The following is a 23,472-nucleotide window of genomic DNA, read 5'->3' as shown; positions in this document are numbered from 1 at the left end:
GCCGCGGCCGGTCGTGACCGGGCCGCGCGCCCGGGTGATGATGGCCGGGTGACGCGTTCCGCTCCCGTCCGGGAGTGGCGCCCCTCAAACTAGCACCGCTAGTTTGAGGGGCGCGGCACACCGCCGCGCGCTGGAGCCTCGGGAGGACGGCTTGATGAAGGCACACGACGGGATGTACATCGGCGGCGCGTGGCGGCCCGCCGCGGGCGGCGACACCATCGAGGTGCGCAACCCCGCCGACGAGCAGGTGATCGCGACCGTCCCGGCCGGCACCGCCGAGGACGTGGACGCCGCCGTGCGCGCCGCCCGCGCCGCGCTGCCCGGCTGGCGCGCCACCGCCCCCGCCGAGCGCGCCGCCAGGCTGACCGCGCTGCGCGACCGGCTCGCCGAGCGCGCCGCGGAGATCGCCGGGACCATCACCGCCGAGCTGGGCTCGACGCGTTCCTTCAGCACGCGGGTGCAGTCCGGTCTCCCGGTCGCGGTGGTGGGTTCGTACGCCGAACTGGCCGCCTCGTACGCCTTCGAGGAGAAGCTCGGCAACTCCACCGTGCTGCACGAGCCGGTCGGCGTGGTCGGCGCGATCACTCCCTGGAACTACCCGCTGCACCAGATCACCAACAAGGTCGCCCCGGCGCTCGCCGCGGGCTGCACGGTCGTGCTCAAGCCCGCCGAGGACACCCCGCTCACCGCCCAGCTCTTCGCCGAGTGCGTGGACGCGGCGGGCATCCCGGCCGGGGTCTTCAACCTCGTCACCGGCCTCGGTACGGTCGCGGGCCAGGCGCTGGCCGAGCACGACGGCGTGGACCTGGTCTCCTTCACCGGCTCCACGGCCGTCGGCAAGAAGATCGGCGCGATCGCGGGCGGCGCCGTCAAGCGCGTGGCGCTGGAGCTCGGCGGCAAGTCCGCCAATGTCATCCTGCCGGGCGCGGATCTCGCCAAGGCCGTCGAGGTCAACGTCGCCGACGTCATCCGCAACTCCGGCCAGTCCTGCAACGCGCTGACCCGGATGCTCGTCCACGCCGACCAGTACGACGAGGCGGTGGCGCTCGCCGCCGAGGCGGTGGCCGCCTACGTACCCGGCGACCCGACGGACGAGGCCAGCCGGCTCGGCCCCCTCGTCAACGCCAAGCAGCGCGACCGCGTCCGCGGCTTCATCGCCAAGGGCGTGGCGGACGGCGCGCGCCTGGTGGCGGGCGGCGCGGAAGCCCCCGAGGGCCTGGAGAGCGGCTACTACGTCCGCCCGACGGTGTTCGCCGACGTGACGCCGGAGATGACCATCGCGCAGGAGGAGATCTTCGGCCCGGTCATCTCGATCCTCAAGTACGAGGACGAGGACGATGCCGTACGGATCGCCAACGGCACGGTCTACGGTCTGGCCGGCGCGGTGTGGGCCGCCGACCAGGAGACCGCGGTCGCCTTCGCCCGCCGGCTGGACACCGGGCAGGTCGACATCAACGGCGGCCGCTTCAACCTGCTGGCTCCGTTCGGCGGTTACAAGCAGTCCGGCGTCGGCCGCGAGCTGGGCCCGCACGGTCTGACCGAATACCTCCAGACCAAGTCGCTGCAGCTCTGAGGGCCGGGCCGCCGCCCGCCCCTTTCCTCCCTCCCGCCCGCCCGGCTTCCCCCTTACCTCCCCACCGAGGAGACCGCACCGTGGTCCGCGCCGCCGTACTGCCAGCCGTCAACGCCCCACTGGAGATCACCGAGATCGAGCTGCCCGCACCGGGTCCGGGCCAGGTCCGGGTCCGGCTCGCCGCGGCCGGGGTCTGCCACTCCGACCTGTCGCTGTCCAACGGGACGCTGAAGCAGCCCGCCCCCGCGGTCCTGGGGCACGAAGGCGCGGGCACCGTCACCGCCATCGGTGAGGGCGTCACCGGCGTCGCGGCCGGCGATCGGGTCGTCCTGAACTGGGCGCCGTCCTGCGGCGGATGCCACTTCTGCGGCCTGGCGGAGCCCTGGCTGTGCGCCAACGCGGGCGCGGCCGCCGCGACGCCGTATGCGCGGCGGGCGGACGGCACCGATCTCTACCCGGGCCTGGGCACGGCCGCGTTCGCCGAGGAGACGGTGGTGCCCGCGCATGCCGCGCTGCCGCTGCCGGCGGGCGTGCCGCTGACCGACGCCGCGCTGCTGGGCTGCGCGGTGCTCACCGGCTGGGGCGCCGTTCACCACAGCGCGCGGGTGCGGGCGGGGGAGTCGGTGGCGGTGCTCGGCGTCGGCGGGGTGGGCCTGGCCACCCTCCAGGCGGCGCGGATCGCGGGGGCGGGACCGATCGTGGCCGTGGATGTCTCCCCGGAGAAGGAGGAGCTGGCGCGGGCGGCCGGGGCCACCGAGTTCGTGGTGGCCGGCGAGGACACCGCCAAGCGGATCCGCAAGCTCACCGGCGGCGTGGGCGCCGACGTCGCCGTGGAGTGCGTGGGCCGCGCCGACACCATCCGTACGGCCTGGTCCGCCACCCGGCGCGGCGGCCGCACCACGGTCGTCGGCATCGGCGGCCAGGACGAGCAGGTCGCCTTCTCCGCCCTCGAGATCTTCTACTTCGGCCGCACCCTCGCCGGCTGCGTCTACGGCAACAGCGATCCGGCCCGCGACCTCCCGGTCATCGCCGAGCACGTCCGCTCCGGCGCACTCGACCTCTCCGCGCTGGTCACCGACCGCATCGGGCTCGACGGCATCCCGGCCGCGTTCGAGGCGATGGTGGCGGGGAAGGGCGGCCGGGCGCTGGTGGTGTTTTAGGGGGAGTACGAGAGCGGGGCCGGGGCGCGGCGAGCGCTTCCGGCCCCGCGCCGTGGGACGGCCGGAAAACTCGTGGTGCGCGGTCCGTTGACGCCGTACCGGCCGGTCGGTACGGTCGCCCGACATCACCGGCGCCGCCCCCCATCCCGCCCCGCACCCCGGGAGTGTGCACGTATGGACACGGCCCCCTCCGCGACCCACGACAGCACCGGCAGCTCTCCCTCCGCCCGCAGCCGCCGCAAGGTGGCCACCGCTGCGGCCCTCGCCTCCGCCGTCGAGTGGTACGACTACTTCGTCTTCGGCATCGCCGCCGCGCTCGTCCTGGGCGACGCCTTCTTCCCCTCCGGCAGCGAAGCGGCCGGCGTCCTCGCCTCCTTCGCCACGTTCGCCGTGGGCTTTCTGGCTCGCCCCATCGGCGGTGTGATCGCCGGTCACCTCGGCGACCGGCGCGGCCGCAAGCCGATGCTGGTGCTCGCGCTGACCGTGATGGGGCTGGCCACCACCGGTATCGGCCTGCTGCCCTCCTACGACGCCATCGGGCTCGCCGCCCCGGTCCTGCTGGTCGTCCTGCGCATCGTGCAGGGCATCGCTGTCGGCGCCCAGTGGGGCGGAGCCATGCTGATGGCCACCGAATACGCCCCCGAGGGCAAGCGCGGACTCTACGGCTCGCTCGTCCAGCTCGGCGTCCCCATCGGGGTGATGACCGCCAACTCGGTGTTCCTGGTGGCGGGCGCGGTCACCGACGAGCGGGCCTTCGGGGCCTGGGGCTGGCGGATCCCCTTCCTCGTCGGCGTCCTGGTCCTCGTCCTGGCGTGGTACGTGCACACCCGCGTCGAGGAGACCCCCGAATTCCGCAAGGCGGAGCGGGAGCTGGCGGCGGAGGAGAAGGCGGCGGCCGCGCGGCGCTCACCGCTGCGGACGATCCTCCGGCACCACCTGGGAACGGTCCTGCTGGCCGGCGGCTCGTTCGCCGTCAACACCGCCACCTTCTACATCCTGATCACCGGGGTCCTGGACTACTCCACCCGCTCCCTGCACATGGAGCGCACCTCCGTCCTCACCCTCACCCTCCTGGTCAGCCTCACCCAACTCGCCCTGATCCCGGCCGCCGCCGCGCTCTCCGACCGCATCGGCCGGCTGCGCGTCTACGCCGCGGGCGCCGTCGGGCTGCTCCTGTGGGCGATCCCGATGTTCCTGCTCATCGACACCGCCTCGCTGCTGTGGATGGCGGTCGGCACCTTCATCGGCAGCTGCTTCCTGAGCATCATGTACGGGCCGCAGGCCGCACTGTTCGCCGAACTGTTCACGCCCGAGATGCGCTATACGGGGGCGTCCCTCGGCTATCAGATCAGCGCGATCCTGGGCGGCGGGCTGGCGCCGTTCCTGATGGTGCTGCTGCTGGAGGCGAGCGGCACCTCGATGTCGGTGGCCGCCTACATCATGGTGCTGTCCGTCATCGCGCTGGCCTCCATCCGGCTGCTGGCCCGCCGGGCCGCCGGCCGCTCCGGGCTCAGCCGGTGACCCGGCGCAGCCGCGGGAATGCCGGTGCGGCCACCAGGAAGACCAGCGAGACCAGGACGAACGGCCAGGTGAAGGTGTGGCCGCCGGACGGTGCGAAGACGGCTGCCAGGGCCGGGCTCAGCGCGGTCGCGGCCGCCGCGCCGACGACCGCATACGCCAGGCTCCAGCCGTCCGCGGCGAGGAACACCCCGCACAGCGCCATCGCGACCAGCACGGCGTTGTAGCCCATCGTGCCCTCGGCCACCTGCTCGGCGGGTGCGCCGAGGGCCCAGGCGGTCAGGATGCCGACGGCGCTGCCGACGCAGGCCAGGGCGCCCGCCCGGCGGCAGGCGAGGAAGATGCCGAGCAGGAAGATCAGGCCGACGTGCCACTGCGGCATGAAGAAGATCTGGCCGATATTGGCGAAGAAGGCCCGCCAGAGGTCGGCGAGGGCGAGGGCGGTGGGGCCGTCGGCGGGCCGGGAGAGGACGGCCGGGCCCGCGTCCTGGTGCCAGACGTGCTGGAAGCCGGGCGCGGCGATGGTCATCGCGCTGGCCGTGACGCAGAACGGCAGGGTGAAGGTGGGCAGTTCCCAGGTGGCCAGGATGCGGGCGGCGGCAGCGGTGAGAACGGTGACCGCCGCGCTGCCGGCCAGCGCGAGCAGCGCGGTGGACGGATGGGCGGCGCCGAGGAAGACCGCGCAGCCGACCGCCACCAGGCAGGCGTTGAACCCTTCGAGGCCGGCGGTGATCCGGTCGTGGTCCACGCCCAGGAGGCGGGCGGTGGCGGTGCCGACGGCCGTGCCTATCAGCCCGTAGAGGCCGAATTCCCAGCCCGCCGCGAACAGCGCGACCGAGAACACCACACCGGCCGGCGCGCTGGGCAGGAAGTCGACCTGCGCCTGACCGCGCAGCACCTCGATGACGAAACGTCCGTACCGTGTCCGGAAAGGTCCGTTGAGGGCCATACCCGACTCGTGCACGCAGCCTCCCGCTTACGCACATATGGCCTCTGTCCGCCAGAGGCGGGCGCACTTTACCGCCCTTGCCGGGGATGCGGCGGAGGTGTCCATTCCTCGGGTGACCCGCGCGGATCCCTGCGCACCTGTACGGGTCCGGGTGGCTTCGTCAGGCGTCGCCAGGGGCGCCGTCCGGCGGCACGAGCTCCGGGTGCTGCAGCGCCAGGCCGTCCACCAGCGCGCGCAGACCGCTCTCGAAGGCACCCTCGTCCACCTGGCGTTGGTGCTCGGCCAGCAGATGGGCCTGGCCCAGGTGCGGGTAGTCGGCGGGGTCGTACGCGCCCGGATCGTCCACGAAACCGCGGGCGAAGGAGCCCAGGGCGGAGCCGGCCACGAAGTAGCGGACCATCGCGCAGACCCGGGTGGCCTGGGCCGGCGGCCAGCCCGCCCCGACCATGCCGCCGAAGGCCGCGTCGGCCATCTTCAGGCCTGCCGGTCGGCGGCCGGGGCCCTGGGCGAGGAACGGCACGATGTGCGGATGCGCGGCGAGCGCGGCGCGGTAGGAGCGGGCCCAGTCCAGCAGTCCGGCCCGCCAGTCGCCGCCCGCCTTGAACGTCGACACATCGACCTCGGCGATGACCGTGTCGGCGACCGCGTCGAGGATCTCGTCCTTCGTCGTGAAGTGGTTGTAGAGGGAGGGCCCGCTCACGCCCAGCTCCGCCGCGAGGCGCCGGGTGGAGAGCGCCGGCAGGCCTTCCGCGTCGATGAGCGCCAGCGCTGTGGTGACGATGCGCTCGTGGCTCAGCAGGGGCTTGCGGGGTCGGGCCATGGCGCACATAGTAGTGGCCGCCGCAAGAAAACTAGCACTGGTAATTAAGCTGCTGATCAAGCTGCGGATCCACCTGCTGATCAACTGTTCTCGTCGACAGGGAGCCCTCGATGAACCTCGAGCTCAGCGCGGAGCAGACCGCCGTACGCCGCCTCGCGAAGGACTTCACCGACCGCGAGATCGCCCCGCACGCCACCGCCTGGGACCGCGCGGAAGAGGTCGACCGCGGCATCGTCAAGAAGCTCGGCGAGGTGGGATTCCTCGGCCTGACGATCCCCGAGGAGTACGGCGGCTGCGGCGGTGATCACCTCTCCTACGCCCTGGTCACCGAGGAACTGGGGCGCGGCGACTCCTCCGTACGCGGCATCGTCTCGGTCTCCCTCGGCCTGGTGGCCAAGACCATCGCGTCCTGGGGCGACGAACGCCAGAAGCGGGAGTGGCTGCCGCGGCTGACGTCCGGCGAGGCGGTGGGCTGCTTCGGGCTCACCGAGCCGGGCACCGGATCCGACGCGGGCAATCTGACCACCCGGGCGGTCCGCGAGGACGGGGGCGCCTCCCGTTCGGGCGGAGCCGGGAGCGCGGGGCACTATGTCATCGACGGCGCCAAGATGTTCATCACCAACGGCACCTGGGCCGACGTCGTGCTCCTCTTCGCCCGCACCGGCGACGCGCCCGGACACCAGGGCATCAGCGCCTTCCTCGTACCGACCGACACCCCCGGGCTGGAGCGCCGGGAGATCCACGGCAAGCTGGGTCTGCGCGGCCAGGCCACCGCCGAACTCGCCCTGAACGGCGTACGGGTCCCCGCCACGGCCATGCTCGGCCCGGAGGGCAAGGGCTTCTCGGTGGCGATGTCCGCGCTCGCCAAGGGGCGGATGTCGGTCGCCGCCGGGTGCGTGGGCATCGCCCGCGCCGCCCTGGAGGCCGCGCTGGGCTATGCGGGGGAGCGCGAGCAGTTCGGCAAGCCGATCGCCCGGCATCAGCTGGTGCAGGAGCTGATCAGCGACATCGCGGTGGATGTGGACGCGGCGCGCCTGCTGACCTGGCGGGTGGCCGATCTGATCGACCGCGGCGAGCCGTTCGCCACCGAGGCCTCGAAGGCCAAGCTGTTCGCCTCGGAAGCCGCGGTACGCGCCGCCAGCAACGCCCTTCAGGTCTTCGGCGGGTACGGCTATATCGACGAATACCCCGTCGGTAAGCTGCTGCGGGACGCCCGGGTGATGACCTTGTACGAGGGCACCAGCCAGATACAGAAGCTGCTCATCGGGCGGGCGCTGACGGGGGTCTCCGCCTTCTGACCCTGCTGCCGGCCGGAATCCGGCCCGCGCCGCACCGCATCCCTAAGCGCTTGCTCAGCGGCGCGGTATGGTGTTCGATCCGTCAGGGGAACGTCCCTGGCGGATCGAGGAGCGGGGTACGGGATGGGTGCTGCGGCGGAACGGGCGCAGGCGGAGAGCGAAGAGTGGGCCGGGGTGACGCCGGACGCCGCGCGGCGGCTGGTCGGCGCCGCGGTCGAGGCGTTCGCCGAGCGCGGCTACCACGCCACCACCACCCGGGACATCGCCGGCCGGGCCGGGATGAGCCCCGCCGCCCTCTACATCCACTACAAGACCAAGGAAGAGCTCCTCTACCGCATCAGCGGCATCGGCCACGAGAAGGCGCTGCGCATCATGGGCGCCGCCGCCGAGGCGCAGGGCAGCCCCACCGAGCGGCTCGCCGACGCGGTGCGGACCTTCGCCCGCTGGCACGCCGAGCACCACACCACCGCCCGGGTCATCCAGTACGAGCTCCAGGCGCTGAGCGCCGAGCACTACGCCGAGATCACCGATCTGCGTCGCCGGACCGACCGGCTGCTGCGCGGCATCATCCAGGACGGCGCCGACAGCGGGGAGTTCCGCGCCGACGACGTCCCGGGCACCACGCTGGCCGTGCTGTCCCTCTGCGTGGACGTCGCCCGCTGGTTCTCGGCGGACGGCCCGCGCACCCCCGACGAGGTCGGCGCGCTCTACGCCGGCCTCGTCCTGCGGATGGTGGGGGTCCAGGAGCGCCCCGCTACAGATAGAACCGGCTGACCGACTCCGCGACGCACACCGGCTTATCGCCGCCCTCGCGCTCGATCGTGACGACGGTGGTGAGCTGCACCCCGCCCTTCACCTCGGCCACCTCCGCGATCTTCGCCGTGGCGCGCAGCCGCGAGCCGACCGGGACGGTGGCGGGGAAGCGCACCTTGTTGGTGCCGTAGTTGATGCCCATCTTCACGTTGTCGACCCGCATCAGCCGCGGTACGAGGGTGGGCAGCAGCGAGAGCGTCAGATAGCCGTGCGCGATGGTCGTGCCGAAGGGGCCGGCCGCGGCCTTCTCCGGGTCGACGTGGATCCACTGGTGATCGCCGGTGGCGTCCGCGAACAGATCGATCCGCTTCTGGTCGATCTCCAGCCAGTCGCTGGGGCCCAGCTCCTCGCCGACCGCCCCCTGTAGCTCGTCGACCGATGCAAACACTCGGGGCTCTGCCATCTCCGTCTGCCTCCTCGGGTTCCCTGCTCGGCAAGCAGTTACTAAGCGCTTGCTCAGTGCATAGTGAGCATGCAGAGTGCGGGCACCCACTGTCAACGCCTGCGGAAACGTTGCGGGGAGCGTCGCGCGCCCGGAGGGGCCCTGCCGGCACCCTCTAGGGTTGAGGGGTGCCTCAGCTTCCGTACAAGGTTCATGAGCTCTCCGTCGGCCAGCTCTCCGCGCGCAGCGGCGCGGCCGTCTCCGCGCTGCACTTCTACGAGTCCAAGGGGCTGATCAGCAGCACGAGGACGGCCGGCAACCAGCGCCGCTACTCCCGCGACGCGCTGCGCCGGGTCGCCTTCGTCCGGGCGGCGCAGCGGGTCGGCATCCCGCTCGCGGTGATCCGCGACGCGCTGGCCGAGCTGCCGGACGAGCGCACGCCCAACCGCGCCGACTGGGCCCGCCTCTCCGAGGTCTGGCGCACCGAGCTGGACGAGCGCATCAGCCAGCTCGTCGAACTGCGCGACCGGCTCACCGGCTGCATCGGCTGCGGCTGTCTCTCGCTGGAGAAGTGCGCCCTGTCCAATCCCTACGACAACCTCGGCGCGCAGGGGCCCGGCGCGCGGCGGCTGCGGGTCGACCGGGCGGCCAAGGACCCGGCGGGCAGGGACTCGGAGGACGCCGACCCGGCGGACACGGACCAGGCGGGCACCGAACCGGCGGATCTGCACGCCGGAGACAAGGACAGCGAGGCCTGCGCGCCCGGCGGGCGCGGCGGCGTCTGCGGATGAGCGCGCGCCCGCCCCGCGGGAGGGCGGGCGCGGCGGCGGTCACCAGAGCGACGGTTTACGGCCGGCCCAGGGGCGGGCCCGTTCGAGCTGCGCGGAGAGGGAGATCAAGGTGGCCTCCTCGCCGTACCGGCCGCCGAGCATCACGCCGATCGGCAGACCCGCGGCGTTCCAGTGGAGCGGGAGGCTGACCGCCGGCTGGCCGGTGGCGTTGTAGAGCGCGGTGAACGGGGTGTACGCGCCGATCGCGGCGAACTCGGCCTGCGGATGGACGTCGTTGCGCAGCGCGCCGACCGGCAGCGGCGGCCCGGCCAGCGTCGGCGAGAGGATCGCGTCGAACCCGCCGGGCGGCATCAGCCCGTCCGCGACGGTCTGCGCGAGCACCCGGAACGCATACAGCCCGCCCGCGAAGTCGCTGCCGGAGACCTCCCGGCCCCGTGCGCGCAGATAGCGGGTGAGCGGCATCAGCAGCTCCTCGCGCTCCGCGGGCACCGGGCGGTTGGCGGCCATCACCGACCAGACGCGGGTGAAGGCGAGCAGGATGCCGTCGTCGCCCGGCAGCGTCACCTCCGTCACCTCATGGCCGAGTTCGCTCAGCAGGGCGGCGGCCTCGGTGGTGGCGGTGCGGCAGTCGGGATCGACGGTGATGCCCGGTATCGGGGCGTCGGTCAGGCAGGCGATCCGCAGCCGTCCGGGGTCGCGGTGGGCGTGCGCGGCGAAGGTCTCGCCGGGCGGCAGCGCCGGCGCCGTGTACGGGTCGCCGGGCATCTCGCCCGCCAGGACGTCCAGCAGCGCGGCCGCGTCGGCGACCGTACGGGCCAGCGGTCCCGACGTGCTCAGGCCCGTCACATCGTGCAGCGTCGGGCCGCCGCTGACCCGGCCGCGGCTGGGCTTGATGCCGTACAGCCCGCAGGCCGACGCCGGGATGCGGATCGAGCCGCCGCCGTCGCTGGCGTGCGCGAGGGGCGCCAGCCCGCCGGCGACCGCCGCGGCCGCGCCACCACTGGATCCGCCCGCCGAGCGTTCCAGGTCCCACGGGGTGCGGGCGGGCGGCGCGAGGCCGTTCTCGGTGTAGCAGGGCAGCCCGAATTCGGGGGTGTTGGTCTTGCCGAGCAGGATCGTGCCGGCCGCCCGCAGCTTCTCCGTCACATGGTCGTCGACGGTGGGGACGTACGAGGCCAGCGCCCGCGAGCCCATCGTGCAGCGCACGCCCGCCACCTGGTTGAGGTCCTTGACCGGCACCGGAACGCCGTGCAGCGCCGGGAGCTCGCGGCCCTCCCGGCGGGCCGCGGCGGCCTCGCTCTCGGCGTCCGCGGCCTGCTTGCGGGCGATCTCCGGCGTACGGGTGAGGAAGGCGCCGAGGACGTCGTCCAGCCGGTCGATCCGCGCCAGATAGTGCTCGGTGAGCTCGACGGGCGAGATCTCACCGGAGCGGATTCCCGCGGCTTGCTCGAGCGCGGTCAGATCGTGCAGTTCGGCCATGAACGTCCACTCTCTTCTCCGGCGTCCGTGCCGCCCTGATGCCGCACGGACCGTACGGGCCAACGGTGTTACCGGTCGGTCAACCCGTGAACAGTTGTTTCAGCTTGAGGGTCAGTTCGTAAAGGCCGTAGAGGAACGGCACGCCGACCCACAGCCATACGAGCATGAGGAGGGGAGTGCGGGAGGCGCGGGCGGTCATTGACCGGTTCCTTTCGCTTCGGTGGCCGGGGACCGCTCCACCGTGGCGGGCGGCGGTTCGTGGTGCCGGGGGTGCACGGGGCGGATCAGCTCGTTGGCGGCGAAGCCGGTCACCAGCAGGCCGATCATGATGAAGAACGAGGTCGCATAGAGGTCCGGGCCGCCGTGGCCGGCCGACTTCCCGGCGTCCGCGACGGCGTTGACGATCAGCGGGCCGAGCACGCCGGCCGTGGACCAGGCCGTGAGCAGCCGGCCGTGGATCGCGCCGACCTGATACGTGCCGAAGAGATCCTTCAAGTACGCCGGGACGGTGGCGAATCCGCCGCCGTAGAAGGAGAGAATCACCGCGGCGCAGAGGATGAACAGCGGCTTGGACGCGTCGCCCGTCAGCGCGAGCAGCAGATACAGCAGGGCGCCGGCGCCGAGGTAGAGGCGGTAGATGTTCTTGCGGCCGACCAGGTCGGAGACCGAGGACCAGACGATCCGGCCGAGCATGTTGGCCAGCGACAGCAGGCCGACGAACCCGGCCGCGGCCGATGCGCTCACCGCCGCGGCGGTGCCCGCGAAGAAGTCCGTGATCATCGGGGCGGCCTTCTCCAGAATGCCGATACCCGCCGTGACATTCATGCAGAGCACGACCCACAGGCACCAGAACTGCGGGGTGCGCAGCGCGCTGCGGGCCGAGACCTGGGCGGTGGTGATCAGCGGGCGCGCCGCCGCGCCGGCGGTGGGCGGGCCGCCCGGCGGGCGCCAGTCGTCGGGCGGGACCCGTACCAGCAGCACGCCGAGCGTCATGAAGACGGCGTAGACCAGGCCCATGACCAGGAAGGTCCGGGCGATGCCGGAGGCGTCGGAGCCGAGGCCGGACAGCAGCTGCGTGGACCAGGGCGAGGCGATCAGGGCGCCGCCGCCGAAGCCCATGATGGCGATGCCGGTGGCCATGCCGGGGCGGTCGGGGAACCACTTGAGGAGGGTGGAGACGGGGGAGATGTAGCCGATGCCCAGGCCGATGCCGCCGATGAAGCCGTAGCCGAGAACGATCAGCCAGTACCGGCCGGTGGCCGCGCCCAGGGCGGCGACCAGGAAGCCGGAGCAGAAGGCGACGGCGGAGACCAGCATCGCCCAGCGGGGGCCGTGGCGTTCGACGAGGGTGCCGCCGAAGGCGGCGGACAGCCCCAGCATCACGATGGCCAGCTGGAAGGGGAGCGCGGAGGCCGTGCCGGACAGCTGGAGCGAGGCCTCCAGGGGCGGTTTGAAGACGCTCCAGGCGTACGCCTGGCCGATGGCGAGATGGATGGACAGGGCGGCGGGCGGGACGAGCCAGCGGCTCCATCCCGCGGGGGCCACGATGCGGGAGCGGGCGAGGGGGAGCATGCGACGGAACGTACCTTTTACGTCACCCTGCGGGAAGGATGCCCGCGAACTCCTTTGCGGCCAGGACCAGCTGGGCGCTGGAGTCGGCGGGCCGGTCATCGGGGAGCCGGAGGGTGTCCTCGAGGCCGATGCGGGTGTCCAGGCCCAGCTCGCCGGCGAGCCGGAGCACCGTCCAGGCGCCGTCGTTCATGCCGTGGAGCAGCACCGGGCGGTCGTGTCCGGCCCCGGCCACCTCGGCGAGCAGCTCGTGTGCGGTGCGGCGCGCGGTGGTGGCGTCGGGGTCGAGCGCTTCGACCAGGATCCGCAGCACCCGCGGCGCCAGGGGCGAGCGGGCGAAGCGGGCCGCGGCGTCGGTGCCCGACCACAGCCCGGCCTCGATGCCGATGCCGCGCTCCAGCAGGGCGGCGGCGACGCTGTCGGCGCCCGGCTCATGCCAGTTGACGGAGGCGTAGTCGGGCAGCTCCGTCCAGGCGTTGATCCGCTCCACCCGGCGCGCGGGGTCCGGCTCGGCCCAGGCGCCGGTCGTCACGCCGACCGGGACGTCCACCACGGCCCGTATCGCCTCCAGGGCCGGGCCCACCACGCGCGGCGAGAGGGAATCCTTGCCGCAGGGGGTCTTGGGGTGGACGTGGACTTCGGCGGCACCGGCCGCCACCGCCTGCCGGGCGGCATCGGCGAGCGCGGCCGGTGAGAGGGGGATCGCGGCGGAATCGGCCGCGTTTCGGGCGCCGTTGAGACATACCTGAAGCATGTCCTCATCGTGACACGGAGGTCTGACAACGCCCGGAACGGCCCCCTTGTCGCGCACTCACGCCGCCGCGAACGCCCCCGTCCCGCCGGCCGCCGCCGTCAGTGCCTCCGGCGTGAGCACCGACGCGGGGGCGAGCACGCCGCATTGCCGGCAGGCGGGCCCGGAGGAGGGAAAGTCGGCGGAGGCCGGCAGCCAGGCGAAGCGCGTCCCGCCGCACACCGGGCAATCCCGGCGCGGCCGTCCCGACTCCATCGCCGCGATCATGCTGCGCAGCACCACCGCGAGCCGGGCCGCCGGATGCCGCTGCGGCGACTCGCACGGCACGATGTCACAGCCGCCCCAGGTGCGCCGGTGCCAGTCGTCGATCGCGCTGGGCTGCCGGATGCCGTCGTGCTTCTCCCTGCGGCGCCGGTCGGCGAACTCCCGCTCGTAGGCCAGCCAGAGGGTGCGCGCCTCCTCCAGCTCCGCCAGTGCGGCCACCAGCCGCTCGGGGTCGGGGTTGCGGTCGTACGCCGCGATCCCGGCCCGGGTGCACAGGTGATGCCAGGTGGCGCGGTGCCCGTACGGCGCGAAGCGCTCCAGGCATTTGCGCAGCGCCGTGCGGCGCTGGGTGGACACGAGCCGTGGATTGCGGACCTGTTCTGCGAGAGCTCTGAAACCGGCCAATTTCATCCCACCTCCGTGGGGAGGACCCGACTGGACATGGAAGGGACGTAACCGATCACCACCTGGATCCCTCGAATTTTCGTGCGGTTCGTCCCGGCCTCTCCGGCTCCGCCGTCCCGGTCGTCTGTGGGGAATTCGAAAAGGTGACTGTTGTTCACCTTCCGGCAACGAGTAACCGCCGGTAACGTCCCGCCCAGCCTCCCCCGGGCTCTTGAGGAGCAGGGGGACCCCCATCGAGGAGCAGGGATGCAACGACGTACCGGAAGGCTCAGAGCTGCCGCCGCGGCAGCCCTGTTCGCCTTGGGTGCCACGCTCTTGGCACCACCCCCCACCGCGGCCGCGGCCGCCCCCAACGACTACTGCCAGGGGCAGTGCGCCGACATCCTGCCGCCCGGCGCCACCGGCAACGCCACCCTGATGCAGATCCTCGGCAACAAGCTGTTCGGCACCCATCCGGCCCACTCCACCGACCAGTTGGGCCCTTACGGCGCGCTGTCGAGCGGCTATCAGAACCTCACGGACGCCACGCTCACCAACTTCTTCAACGACGCCTCCTTCGGCGTCCCCGAAGACCAGGTCGGCAAGGTCTCCACGCCCCGCGACGATGTGACCATCACCCGCGACAAGAAGACCGGCGTCCCGCACATCAAGGGCACCACCCGCTACGGCACCGAATTCGGCGCCGGCTACGCCGCGGGCCAGGACCGGCTGTGGCTGATGGACCTCTTCCGACACATCGGACGCGGCGAGCTGACCTCCTTCGCCGGCGGCGCGCCTGCCAACCAGGGCCTGGAGCAGCAGTTCTTCCCGCAGGCGCCGTACACCGAGAAGGACCTCCAGGACCAGGTTGACGCCATCCGGAACAACAACGGAGCGCGCGGCAAGCAGGCGATGCAGGACGCCCAGGCGTACGTCGACGGCATCAACGCCTACCGGGAGCAGTCCAAGAACGGCCGCTACTTCCCCGGCGAGTACGTCCTGACCGGACACGTCAACGCCATCACCAACGCCGGTGAGATCAAGCCCTTCAAGCTCACCGACCTGATAGCCCTGGCCTCCGTCGTCGGCGGGCTCTTCGGCAACGGCGGCGGCGGCGAGGTGACCTCGGCCCTCGCGCTGCTCTCCGCCCAGCAGAAGTACGGCGTCGAGCAGGGCACCAAGGTCTGGGAGTCCTTCCGCGAGCGCAACGACCCCGAGGCCGCCAAGACCCTGCACGACGGCCAGAGCTTCCCGTACGCCGTCAAGCCCGCCGAGGCCAAGGGCACCGCACTGCCCGACCGCGGCTCGGTCACCCCCGAACCGCTGGTCTTCGACCGCACGGGTGCCGCGGCCGCCAAGGACAAGAAGGCCCCGCCGCAGGACCCGGTCAAGGCCCCGGAGAAGTACAAGAAGCTGGAAGGCCTCTTCAAGGACGGGGTGTTGCCCAAGGGCAGCTTCAACCCCACCCAGCACCGCGGCATGTCCAACGCCCTGCTGGTCTCCGGCAAGCACACCGCCAGCGGCAACCCGGTCGCCGTCTTCGGCCCGCAGACCGGCTACTTCGCGCCCCAGCTGCTGATGCTCCAGGAGATCCAGGGGCCGGGCATCAGCTCCCGCGGCGCCTCCTTCGCGGGCGTCGGGATGTACGTCCAGCTGGGCCGCGGGCAGGACTACGCCTGGAGCGCCACCTCCGCGGGCCAGGACATCACCGACACCTACGCCGTCGACCTGTGCAACGCGGACGGCTCCGAGCCCACCAAGGACTCGACCTCCTACCGCTACCACGGGGCGTGCGTCCCCATGGAGAAGCTGGAGCGCGCCAACTCCTGGAAGCCCACCATCGCCGACCCGACGGCGGCCGGCTCGTACCGGATGCAGGTCTTCCGGACCAAGTGGGGGACCGTCACCCACCGCGCCACCGTCAAGGGCAAGCCCGTCGCCTACACGGCGCTGCGCACCACCTACCGGCACGAGGCCGACTCCATCATCGGCTTCCAGATGCTGAACGACCCCTCGTACGTCCACGATGCCGCGACGTTCAAGAAGGCCGCCCAGCACATCGGTTACGCCTTCAACTGGTTCTACGCCGATTCCCGCGACATCGCGTACTACAACAGCGGCCTCAACCCGGTCCGCAATCCGCATGTCGACCCCGCGCTGCCCATCAAGGCGGAGCAGGCCTACGCCTGGAAGGGCTACGACCCCGCCACCAACACCACCGACTACACCCCGCCCGCCCAGCACCCGCAGTCCGTCGACCAGGACTACTACGTCTCCTGGAACAACAAGCAGGCCAAGGACTACGACTCGGCCGGCTTCGGCAACGGCTCGGTGCACCGCGCCAATCTGCTGGACGACCGGGTGCGCGCGCTGACCGAGGAGGGCGGCGTCACCCGCGCCTCCCTGACCAGGGCGATGGCGGAGGCCGCGGTCACCGACCTGCGCGGCGAGGACGTACTGCCCGAGATGCTGCGGGTGCTCCACAGCAAGCCCCTCACCGACCCCGCGCTCAAGACGGCGGTGCAGCAGCTGGAGGCCTGGCGCAAGGACGGCGCCCGGCGCCACGAGACCGCCGCGGGCTCCCACACCTACGCCCACTCCGACGCCGTACGGCTGATGGACGCCTGGTGGCCGCTGATGATCGACGCCACCTTCAAGCCGGGCCTCGGCGGCGACCTCTACAAATCCCTGACCGCCAACCTCGCCACCGACGAGTCCCCGTCGGCCGGCCACGGCCCCACCGGGGCGCACGCCGGATCGGCCTTCCAGTACGGCTGGTGGAGCTACGCGGACAAGGACCTGCGCTCGGTGCTCGGCGACAAGGTCAAGGGCCCGCTCGCCGAGCAGTACTGCGGCAACGGCAAGCTGTCCGCGTGCCGCGACACCCTGCTGGACACCCTGCGGCAGGCCAACGCCAAGACGGCCGAGCAGGTCTACCCGGGCGACGACAGCTGCAAGGCCGGCGACCAGTGGTGCGCGGATGCGATCATCCACCGCGCGGTGGGCGGCCTGACCCACGACACCATCAGCTGGCAGAACCGGCCGACCTACCAGCAGGTGGTGGAATTCCCCGGGCACCGGTAGGCGCATCGGCAGGCACACACCTGAATACGCAGCTGTGACGACGTCACACGGCAGGCCCCGGGCGCGCGCCCGGGGCCTGTCGCGTCGGAGCATGACTATCCGGCCGTGACGCCGGGATTCGGCCGCTTCGCCTGCTGCAGCGCTTTCGCATACCGGCCGTTCGGCGGAAGCCAGCTGACGACGATCGCCACGACCGCGGTGAGCATGGCGACCAGGCTGGTCAGGAAGACCGGATCCGGCTCGTAATCGCCGGCGATGAGGATATGCGGAAACAGCGCCAGCACCGAGGAAATGGTGATGAGCACCCGGGCCCAGGTCGCACCGTTACGGGCGGACAGCCCGAAGACGAGCAGGCACAGCCCGAAGAAGACGGCCATTCCGGCACGCATCGAGAGAGTGCTGTAGCGCTCGCTGACCGCCTCGTCCCAGATCCTCGGGCCGAGCGACTTGATGGCGGCGATGGTGTCACCGCCGAGAATGTCCGGATGGTCCTTGGACGCGTCCATGATGTTCTGTTCCGCGCCGTCCTTTCCCGCGGCGAAGACGAGGATCGCGCCGACAAACGCAGACACCGCCGAGAGAACCGTAATCGCCAGCAGCGCGGTCAGCGTGCCGGGCCGTTTGCCCGCCCGGTCCGTCGGCGGGGTTCCGGCCTGCGGCGGCGCGGCCTGGGAATGGCTCACGAGCTCAACTCTCCTTGCAGAGATGATGGGTTGATCGGGATTGGCACGACCTTTGCATGGGTACCGGGAGCGCATCCAGCATTTTCCGGAAGAAATCCCCAGATAATCCCGGCTGGCCTCCGGATCAGTTTTGAATGGGGGCTATGCTGCTCAGCCGTGAATTAAAGAGGAATGGGAAAGCGAGAAGGGGCGCATGTCCTTAGAGGGGCCGTTGCAGTATCCGCCGGAGCTGCTCGATACCACCATGGACCAGCTGCGCACGTTGATCATGGTTCGTGAGGAGGGCACCGCGCTCGGCGCCGCCCGCCGGCTGGGCCGCGAACAGTCCAGCGTGCAAAAGCAGCTGGACACGATGAACCGCACCTTCGCCGCCCTGTGCGGCGAGGAACTGGTGCTCAAACAGGGGCGGGGACGCGACGCCCTGTTCACCGCGACCGGCGAGGCCCTCGTCGACCTGGCGCGGCGCACGCTCGGTGACTGGTCGGACGGTGTGCACGACGCCCGCCGCCGCCTGGGCCGGACGCTGTCCGTCGGCACCACCCGCTACACCCTGGGCTTCCTCCTGGACGCCGTGGAACGCGTCAGCGAGGAGTACGAGCGCGACAACGTCGACCTCAAGGTCACCCATGTCCGCACCGGCGACCTGTTCGCCAAACTCCGTTCCAAGGAACTGGATGTGGTCTGCGGCAGCGTCGTGGTGACGGAGGGCGAGGAGAAGGAGCAGCTCGCGCCGTACGAGGTGATGGAGTGGCGCCGCAGCGGCCTGTCCCTGCTGACGAATCTCCCGCCCGAACGCCTCCCCGGTGGCGCGTTCGGCGCCCGCGACCTGCCCGCGCTGCCCCTGGTGATCTCCGCACGCGGCCTCATCGGCCGCTTCCTGACCTCCTGGTACGGCCCGGACTATCGTCAGAAGCTCACCGTCGCCGCGGAGATAGAGGCCGCCCACTACGGCTTCGAGCTGCTGCGTTCGGGGGTGGTCAGCGGCGCGATGCTGGTCACCCGTGGCATCGGCGAGGCGGCGGCGGACGGCCGCCTCCCGGAGGCCGGGGGACTGCGGACGCTGGACGTCGTCGGCGATGTGGGGCCCCGGACCGAGGTGCTGGTCGGGGTCTTCACCCGGCGCGGCGAGCGGGACTCCTACGGCCCCGCCCACCCCCTCAACCGCCTCTGGGAGGCGCTGTCCTGGGAGAGCGAACGGTGGTGGCTCAGGCCCTGAGCCCGCCGTCGCCGAGCAGCTCCGCCAGCCGCGCGGCGAAGGCGCCGCCGTCCTCCACGTAGCCCGAGTGCCCGCCGGGCAACTCCGTGACCTCCAGGCCCAGCCGGGCGGCCAGCGCGGCGCCCGTACGGCCGGGCATCTGCCGGAGGGAGTCGCGGCCGACCCCGATCAGCAGCCGGTCCGCCGCCTTCCGCAGCGCGTCGGTATCGGGCTCGTACGCCGTGACCTCGCACAGCTCATGTTCCAGGAAGAACGGTTCATTGGCCGCCAGCCGCTCCATCAGCTCCCTTATGCCGGACGGGAGTTGGGAAAGCGGCGGCATTTCCCATGTGCCCTCCACCAGCCCGACGCCCACCAGGAACTGCTGCATCGCCACCGTGGCCCCCTGCCGCCGGTGGGTGACCTGGACGTCCGCGAACAGCCGCCGGTAGGCCGCCGCGTCCGGCAACAGCCCGATCACCGGCGGTTCATGGGCGAGGGCGGTACGCACCCGGTCGGGGTGCCGGGCGAGCAGGTCCAGCGCCACGACGGCGCCGGAGCTGCTGCCGTAGACCAGCGCGGGCTCCTCGCTCAGCTCGCCGATCAGCCGGTGGATGTCATCGCTGTGCTCGGCGACCCGCGGTGTGGAGCCGGGCGCGGCGAGCGGGCTGCGGGAGTGGCCGCGGCGGTCCGGCACCACCACCGTGAAGCGCTCCGCGAGCGGGTCCACGACCTCGTGGAAGATCCCGGCGTCCCCGGCGCCGCCGTGTATCAGGACGAGCACCGGCCCGCGGCCGCGCACCTCGTAGTAGAGCCGTGCGCCGGGCACCTGGAGGGTGCCGGTCCGTGGTGCGGTCATGGTGAACCTCCCGGAAGCTGGCGGCCGGGCATCGGCCTGCCGCCACTCTCCCGCGTGCCGCCGACAGCCCGCCGACACGCCACCGACACCGGCCGTCCTCCGCCGCCCGCCTCAGCGCAGTTCGCGTTCCCGGGTCTCCGGCAGCGCCAGAACGCACACCAGCGAGACGACCGCCATGGCGCTGACGTACCAGCCCACCGACGACGAACCGAACGCCGACTGCAGCCGGGTGGCGACCAGCGGCGCCACCGCGCCCCCCAGGACGCCGCCCAGGTTGTACGCCAGCGACGCGCCCGAGTAGCGCACCGTCGGGCCGAACAGCTCCGGCAGATACGCGCCCATCGGCCCGTACACCACGCCCATGCAGAACAGGGCTCCGCCGATACCGAGCGCGATCAGCACCGGCTGCTCGGTGTCCAGAAGGGGGAAGAGCGGCCACACCGCCGCGAGGGCGCAGCCGATCAGGACGAGCTTGCGGCGGCCGGCGCCGTCGGAGCGGGTGGCCGCCAGCCAGGTGCCGGCCGCCAGGAAGAGGCAGGCGACGAGGGAGAGGGCCAGCATGGTGTTACGGGAGATGCCGAGGGTGCCGGTGGCGTACGCGAGGCAGTAGGTCGTCGCGGTGTAGAAGAGCCCGTACGCGACGACCATGCCGCCCGCGCCCAGCAGCAGTTCGCGCGGATGCCGGCGGAAGACCTCGACGGCGGGGACCTTGGCGGCCTCCTGAGCGTCCCGCACCTTCGCGAACACCGGCGTCTCGCTGATCTTCAGCCGTACGAACAGCCCGACGCCGACCAGCAGGAACGACAGCAGGAACGGCACCCGCCAGCCCCAGGAGCGGAACGCCGCGTCATCCAGCCCGGCGGACAGCAGCCAGAACACCCCGGTCGCCGCGAAGAACCCCACGGACGGCCCCAGTTGCGGGAACGCCGCGTACAGTCCCCGGCGTTTCTTCGGCGCGTGCTCGACCGCCAGCAGCGCCGCCCCGCCCCACTCGCCGCCCAGACCGATGCCCTGGAGGAAGCGCAGCGCGATCAGCAGCAGCGGCGCCCAGACGCCGAGCGTGCCGTACCCCGGGAGCAGTCCGACGAGGGCCGTGGACAGGCCCATCAGCAGCAGCGAAGCGACCAGTACGGACTTGCGCCCCACCCGGTCCCCGAAGTGGCCGAAAATCACCGACCCGAGCGGTCGTGCGGCGAACGCCACCGCGTAGGTGGAGAACGACGCGAGGGTGGCGTTGACCGGGTCGAGGGTCGGGAAGAACGCCTGGTTGAGGACGAGGGCGGCGGCCGTCCCGTAGATGTAGAAGTCATAGAACTCGATGGCCGTCCCGATGAACGAGGCCACCGCCACGCGGCGCAGGCTCTCGCCGCCGCCCCGGTCCGCTTCCCCCGCCGTGTCCGGCGCCGTCGTCTTTGCTGTTTTCGCATCGTTCTGCACGAGCGGCACTCTCATGGTCGGTGTAGGGGGCAGTCAATAGCGGGACCGGCGGGTCTCGTTGCATGAGACGCGGGGGCCCGGGGCCGCGGGCGGGCGCGGGGTAGGGAAAACCCGACCGGACATCCTCGACCCAGCCGTCATGACCCGCGCACGCCCCCGCGACTGCAATGGCGGGGTGAGTATTTCTCGTTCCCTCCAGTGCTTCGGATGGTCGGCCGCCGCGGCCTGGGCCGCGTTCTTCCCGCTGTTCTCCTCCCTCGAGACCCATCGGCTGTGGGGGCTGTGCGCCGCGGCCGGCTATCTCTGCGCGGCGGTTGCCGCCCGCTGCCTGCCGCGTATGGGTCCATGGACGACGGCGCCCGCGCTGATCGCGCTCGCCGCGGCCGTCGTCCTGCCCTTGCTGTACCTCGTGCTGACCGGACAGGGACAGAGCGAGGTCGGGGTGATCGAGCGGTCTGGGCTGTCGTTGCTGGAGCGGGGCACCCCGTATCTGACGCACCCTCATGGCGTGGGCGACTACACCCCGTACCTCCCCGGCACGGCGCTGTTCGGGATACCCCGGGCGCTGCTGGGCGCGAACGCGCTGGGCGACGCCCGCATCTGGTGCGCGGCGGCGTTCTTCGGCTGCCTGTGGGCGGGCCGGCGGGTGCTGCGCGGGGACCGCCCGGGGTACGCGGCGGCCGCCCTTGCCCTGACCGCCTCGCCCGTCGTGGCGCTGCCGCTGTGCGTGAGCGGCGTGGACCTCCCGCTGACCGGACTGTGCTGCCTCGCCCTGGCCTCGGCCGCCCGCGGGCGGCCCCTCCTGGCGGGTGCGGCACTCGCCGCCGGGTGCGCCCTCAAGTGGACGGCGTGGCCCGCGGTTCCGGTGGCGGTGGCGCTGCTGGCCTGCTGCTACGGCAGGCGGGCGGCCCTCAGGTGCGCGGGCGTCGCGGCGGCCGGCGCGGCCCTGGCCATCGTGCCCTGGGCCCTGCGCTCACCCGGCGTCATGTTCCAGCAGGTACTGGCCTTCCCCGCCGGACGGGCCGAGGTGGCGACGCCCGCCCGCAGCCCGCTCCCGGGCCGGCTGCTCGCGGAGCATGTGCCCGGCGGCTGGTACCTGGCGGTGGGCCTGCTGGCGTGCGGAGCGCTCGCGGTGGCCGTATCGCTCCTGCGGCGCCCGCCGGCCGGCGCGGTGCAGGCCGCCGACCGGCTCGCGCTCGGCCTGTGCCTGGCCTTTGCGCTGGCGCCCGCCGGCCGGTTCGGCTACCTCGCGCTGCCCCTGGTGCTGATGGTGTGGACACGGGCGGCGGCCGGGCCCCGGCAGGCGCGGGAGTCCCGGCCCGCCGGGTGCCCCGGCGGCGGCACGGGCAGGACCCTCGTCATCACCAATGACTTCCCGCCCCGCCAGGGCGGCATCGAGACCTTTGTGCACGCCATGGCCACGCGCCTGCCGGGCGAGGGCGTCGTCGTCTACACCTCCGCCGAACCGGGGGCGGCGGAGTACGACGCCACCTTGCCGTTCCCGGTGGTCCGCGACCCCGCCCGGATGCTGCTGCCGACCCCGCGCGTCACCCGGCAGGCGCTCGCGCTCGCCCGCGCCCACGGCTGCGACCGGGTCTGGTTCGGCGCCGCGGCGCCGCTCGCGTACATGGCGCCCGCGCTGCGGCGCGACGGGATACGCCGGATCGTGGCCACCACGCACGGCCACGAGATCTGGTGGGCCCGCCTGCCCGGCGCCCGCAGGATCCTGCGGCGGATCGGCGACAACGTCGATGTCGTCACCTATCTGGGCCGGTACACCCGCGACCGCATCGCCCCGGCCCTGGGCCCGCGGGCGACGCTGCGCCGCCTGGTGCCGGGCGTCGACCTCGGGGACTTCCGGCCCCGGGGAACCGGAGCGGCGGACCTCCCCGGGGTACCCGAGGGAAAGCGGATCATCCTGTGCGTCTCGCGGCTGGTCGCCCGCAAGGGGCAGGACACCCTCATCCGCGCCCTCGGCCCGGTGCAACAGGCCGTGCCCGAAGCGGTGTTGGTCGTGGTGGGCAAGGGCCCCGACGAGCGGCGGCTGCGCCGCCTCGCCCGCAGCCGCGCGGCCGGGACCGTGATCTTCACCGGAGGCATCGGCCACGCCCGGACGGCGGATTACTACGCCGCCGCCGAGGTCTTCGCGATGCCGTGCCGTACCCGCAAGGCGGGGCTGGAGGCGGAGGGCCTGGGCATCGTCTATCTGGAGGCGGCGGCGAGCGGGCTGCCGGTGATCGCGGGGGACTCCGGCGGGGCGCCCGACGCCGTACGCGACGGGGAAACGGGGCTGGTGGTCGACGGCCGGGACGTGCGGCAGGTGGCCGACGCCGTGGTGCGGATGCTGCGGTCACCCCGGAGGGCCGCCGAGATGGGCGCGGCCGGACGGCGGTGGGTGGGCGAGCAGTGGAGCTGGGAGGCCTCCGCCCGCCGCCTGGCGGGGCTGCTCACTCCGCGCGAGGA

Annotated in this window: 18 protein-coding genes and 2 pseudogenes; 10 read left to right on the top strand and 10 right to left on the bottom strand. The window is 72.4% G+C overall.

What is annotated here, in order from left to right; genetic code table 11:
- Positions 1–154 precede the first annotated feature (154 nt).
- From ACIRPT_RS28655 to ACIRPT_RS28645, 3 genes are all read left to right on the top strand, one after another.
- Entirely contained in the window at positions 155–1,573 is a 1,419-nt protein-coding gene (locus ACIRPT_RS28655; protein ID WP_403832207.1) for an aldehyde dehydrogenase family protein, read from the top strand.
- An 80-nt stretch (positions 1,574–1,653) separates the two neighbouring features.
- Positions 1,654–2,733, top strand: a complete 1,080-nt coding sequence (locus ACIRPT_RS28650) for a Zn-dependent alcohol dehydrogenase (RefSeq protein WP_403832205.1) — start codon at positions 1,654–1,656, stop codon at positions 2,731–2,733.
- A gap of 174 nt (positions 2,734–2,907) precedes the next feature.
- Positions 2,908–4,254 (top strand): MFS transporter, encoded by a 1,347-nt coding sequence (locus ACIRPT_RS28645; RefSeq protein WP_403832203.1) that lies wholly within the window; start codon positions 2,908–2,910, stop codon positions 4,252–4,254.
- Here the strand turns inward: ACIRPT_RS28645 and ACIRPT_RS28640 are convergent.
- Complete coding sequence (locus tag ACIRPT_RS28640; RefSeq protein ID WP_403832201.1) at positions 4,244–5,215, bottom strand: urea transporter; 972 nt, start codon at positions 5,213–5,215, stop codon at positions 4,244–4,246. The genes ACIRPT_RS28645 and ACIRPT_RS28640 overlap by 11 nt on opposite strands.
- Before the next feature lie 145 nt (positions 5,216–5,360).
- Positions 5,361–6,020: a TetR/AcrR family transcriptional regulator gene (locus tag ACIRPT_RS28635; protein ID WP_403832199.1), complete on the bottom strand. Its 660-nt coding sequence runs from the start codon at positions 6,018–6,020 to the stop codon at positions 5,361–5,363.
- Positions 6,021–6,130: 110 nt separating this feature from the next.
- On the opposite strand from ACIRPT_RS28635, the gene ACIRPT_RS28630 reads away from it, so the two are divergent.
- Together ACIRPT_RS28630 and ACIRPT_RS28625 are read left to right on the top strand one after the other, a co-directional pair.
- The gene (locus tag ACIRPT_RS28630) at positions 6,131–7,318 is read left to right on the top strand and encodes an acyl-CoA dehydrogenase family protein (protein WP_403832197.1); all 1,188 of its coding nucleotides are present in this window, start codon (positions 6,131–6,133) and stop codon (positions 7,316–7,318) included.
- Between the two features lie 123 nt (positions 7,319–7,441).
- The gene (locus tag ACIRPT_RS28625; RefSeq protein ID WP_403832195.1) at positions 7,442–8,092 is read left to right on the top strand and encodes a TetR family transcriptional regulator; all 651 of its coding nucleotides are present in this window, start codon (positions 7,442–7,444) and stop codon (positions 8,090–8,092) included.
- On the opposite strand, the gene ACIRPT_RS28620 is transcribed toward ACIRPT_RS28625, so the two are convergent.
- Entirely contained in the window at positions 8,073–8,534 is a 462-nt protein-coding gene (locus tag ACIRPT_RS28620) for a MaoC family dehydratase (RefSeq protein WP_403504120.1), read from the bottom strand. The genes ACIRPT_RS28625 and ACIRPT_RS28620 overlap by 20 nt on opposite strands.
- Before the next feature lie 167 nt (positions 8,535–8,701).
- Between ACIRPT_RS28620 and soxR the strand changes: the two genes are divergently transcribed.
- On the top strand, positions 8,702–9,304 hold the full coding sequence (soxR, locus tag ACIRPT_RS28615; RefSeq protein WP_403832193.1) for a redox-sensitive transcriptional activator SoxR: 603 nt from the start codon (positions 8,702–8,704) through the stop codon (positions 9,302–9,304).
- 39 nt (positions 9,305–9,343) lie between these two features.
- Here soxR and ACIRPT_RS28610 read toward each other — a convergent pair whose 3' ends face one another.
- From ACIRPT_RS28610 to ACIRPT_RS28595, 4 genes are all read right to left on the bottom strand, one after another.
- Complete coding sequence (locus tag ACIRPT_RS28610) at positions 9,344–10,783, bottom strand: amidase (protein WP_403832191.1); 1,440 nt, start codon at positions 10,781–10,783, stop codon at positions 9,344–9,346.
- Positions 10,784–10,978: 195 nt separating this feature from the next.
- Positions 10,979–12,355 carry an OFA family MFS transporter gene (locus ACIRPT_RS28605; RefSeq protein WP_403832188.1) on the bottom strand — a complete coding sequence of 459 codons (1,377 nt, stop codon included), beginning with the start codon at positions 12,353–12,355 and terminating at the stop codon, positions 10,979–10,981.
- Positions 12,356–12,377: 22 nt separating this feature from the next.
- Complete coding sequence (locus ACIRPT_RS28600; RefSeq protein WP_403832186.1) at positions 12,378–13,106, bottom strand: 3-keto-5-aminohexanoate cleavage protein; 729 nt, start codon at positions 13,104–13,106, stop codon at positions 12,378–12,380.
- A 57-nt stretch (positions 13,107–13,163) separates the two neighbouring features.
- Positions 13,164–13,772 (bottom strand): hypothetical protein, encoded by a 609-nt coding sequence (locus ACIRPT_RS28595; RefSeq protein ID WP_403832184.1) that lies wholly within the window; start codon positions 13,770–13,772, stop codon positions 13,164–13,166.
- Between the two features lie 246 nt (positions 13,773–14,018).
- On the opposite strand from ACIRPT_RS28595, the gene ACIRPT_RS28590 reads away from it, so the two are divergent.
- Positions 14,019–16,835, top strand: a complete 2,817-nt coding sequence (locus ACIRPT_RS28590; protein ID WP_403832182.1) for a penicillin acylase family protein — start codon at positions 14,019–14,021, stop codon at positions 16,833–16,835.
- A 95-nt stretch (positions 16,836–16,930) separates the two neighbouring features.
- Here ACIRPT_RS28590 and ACIRPT_RS28585 read toward each other — a convergent pair whose 3' ends face one another.
- Positions 16,931–17,518 carry a hypothetical protein gene (locus ACIRPT_RS28585; protein WP_403832180.1) on the bottom strand — a complete coding sequence of 196 codons (588 nt, stop codon included), beginning with the start codon at positions 17,516–17,518 and terminating at the stop codon, positions 16,931–16,933.
- A gap of 193 nt (positions 17,519–17,711) precedes the next feature.
- Between ACIRPT_RS28585 and ACIRPT_RS28580 the strand changes: the two genes are divergently transcribed.
- Positions 17,712–18,734, top strand: a complete 1,023-nt coding sequence (locus tag ACIRPT_RS28580) for a LysR family transcriptional regulator (protein ID WP_403504142.1) — start codon at positions 17,712–17,714, stop codon at positions 18,732–18,734.
- On the opposite strand, the gene ACIRPT_RS28575 is transcribed toward ACIRPT_RS28580, so the two are convergent.
- Together ACIRPT_RS28575 and ACIRPT_RS28570 are read right to left on the bottom strand one after the other, a co-directional pair.
- A complete protein-coding gene (locus tag ACIRPT_RS28575; protein WP_403832178.1) occupies positions 18,724–19,572 on the bottom strand; it encodes an alpha/beta fold hydrolase in 849 nt (282 codons plus the stop codon). The genes ACIRPT_RS28580 and ACIRPT_RS28575 overlap by 11 nt on opposite strands.
- Before the next feature lie 111 nt (positions 19,573–19,683).
- Positions 19,684–21,009, bottom strand: a complete 1,326-nt coding sequence (locus ACIRPT_RS28570) for an MFS transporter (protein WP_403832176.1) — start codon at positions 21,007–21,009, stop codon at positions 19,684–19,686.
- A gap of 139 nt (positions 21,010–21,148) precedes the next feature.
- On the opposite strand from ACIRPT_RS28570, the pseudogene ACIRPT_RS28565 reads away from it, so the two are divergent.
- Together ACIRPT_RS28565 and ACIRPT_RS28560 are read left to right on the top strand one after the other, a co-directional pair.
- Positions 21,149–22,135, top strand: a pseudogene (locus ACIRPT_RS28565) (glycosyltransferase 87 family protein); the annotation flags it as partial.
- A gap of 141 nt (positions 22,136–22,276) precedes the next feature.
- Positions 22,277–23,464: pseudogene (locus ACIRPT_RS28560) on the top strand (glycosyltransferase family 4 protein); the annotation flags it as partial.
- Between the last annotated feature and the right edge of the window lie 8 nt (positions 23,465–23,472).

The organism is Streptomyces sp. NPDC101227 (assembly GCF_044767545.1).
In the GTDB taxonomy this organism is placed as follows: domain Bacteria; phylum Actinomycetota; class Actinomycetes; order Streptomycetales; family Streptomycetaceae; genus Streptomyces.
The sequence above is the reverse complement of the archived record's forward strand: the minus strand, read 5'-3'. Positions and strand labels throughout refer to the sequence as shown.

What these genes read in the sequence shown, in the direction of transcription:
- ACIRPT_RS28655 (WP_403832207.1), top strand. Translation starts at nt 155, where the DNA reads ATGAAGGCACACGACGGGATGTACATCGGCGGCGCGTGGCGGCCCGCC.
- ACIRPT_RS28645 (WP_403832203.1), top strand. Translation starts at nt 2,908, where the DNA reads ATGGACACGGCCCCCTCCGCGACCCACGACAGCACCGGCAGCTCTCCC.
- ACIRPT_RS28635 (WP_403832199.1), bottom strand. Translation starts at nt 6,020, where the DNA reads ATGGCCCGACCCCGCAAGCCCCTGCTGAGCCACGAGCGCATCGTCACC.
- ACIRPT_RS28630 (WP_403832197.1), top strand. Translation starts at nt 6,131, where the DNA reads ATGAACCTCGAGCTCAGCGCGGAGCAGACCGCCGTACGCCGCCTCGCG.
- ACIRPT_RS28625 (WP_403832195.1), top strand. Translation starts at nt 7,442, where the DNA reads ATGGGTGCTGCGGCGGAACGGGCGCAGGCGGAGAGCGAAGAGTGGGCC.
- ACIRPT_RS28620 (WP_403504120.1), bottom strand. Translation starts at nt 8,534, where the DNA reads ATGGCAGAGCCCCGAGTGTTTGCATCGGTCGACGAGCTACAGGGGGCG.
- ACIRPT_RS28610 (WP_403832191.1), bottom strand. Translation starts at nt 10,783, where the DNA reads ATGGCCGAACTGCACGATCTGACCGCGCTCGAGCAAGCCGCGGGAATC.
- ACIRPT_RS28605 (WP_403832188.1), bottom strand. Translation starts at nt 12,355, where the DNA reads ATGCTCCCCCTCGCCCGCTCCCGCATCGTGGCCCCCGCGGGATGGAGC.
- ACIRPT_RS28600 (WP_403832186.1), bottom strand. Translation starts at nt 13,106, where the DNA reads ATGCTTCAGGTATGTCTCAACGGCGCCCGAAACGCGGCCGATTCCGCC.
- ACIRPT_RS28590 (WP_403832182.1), top strand. Translation starts at nt 14,019, where the DNA reads ATGCAACGACGTACCGGAAGGCTCAGAGCTGCCGCCGCGGCAGCCCTG.
- ACIRPT_RS28580 (WP_403504142.1), top strand. Translation starts at nt 17,712, where the DNA reads ATGTCCTTAGAGGGGCCGTTGCAGTATCCGCCGGAGCTGCTCGATACC.
- ACIRPT_RS28575 (WP_403832178.1), bottom strand. Translation starts at nt 19,572, where the DNA reads ATGACCGCACCACGGACCGGCACCCTCCAGGTGCCCGGCGCACGGCTC.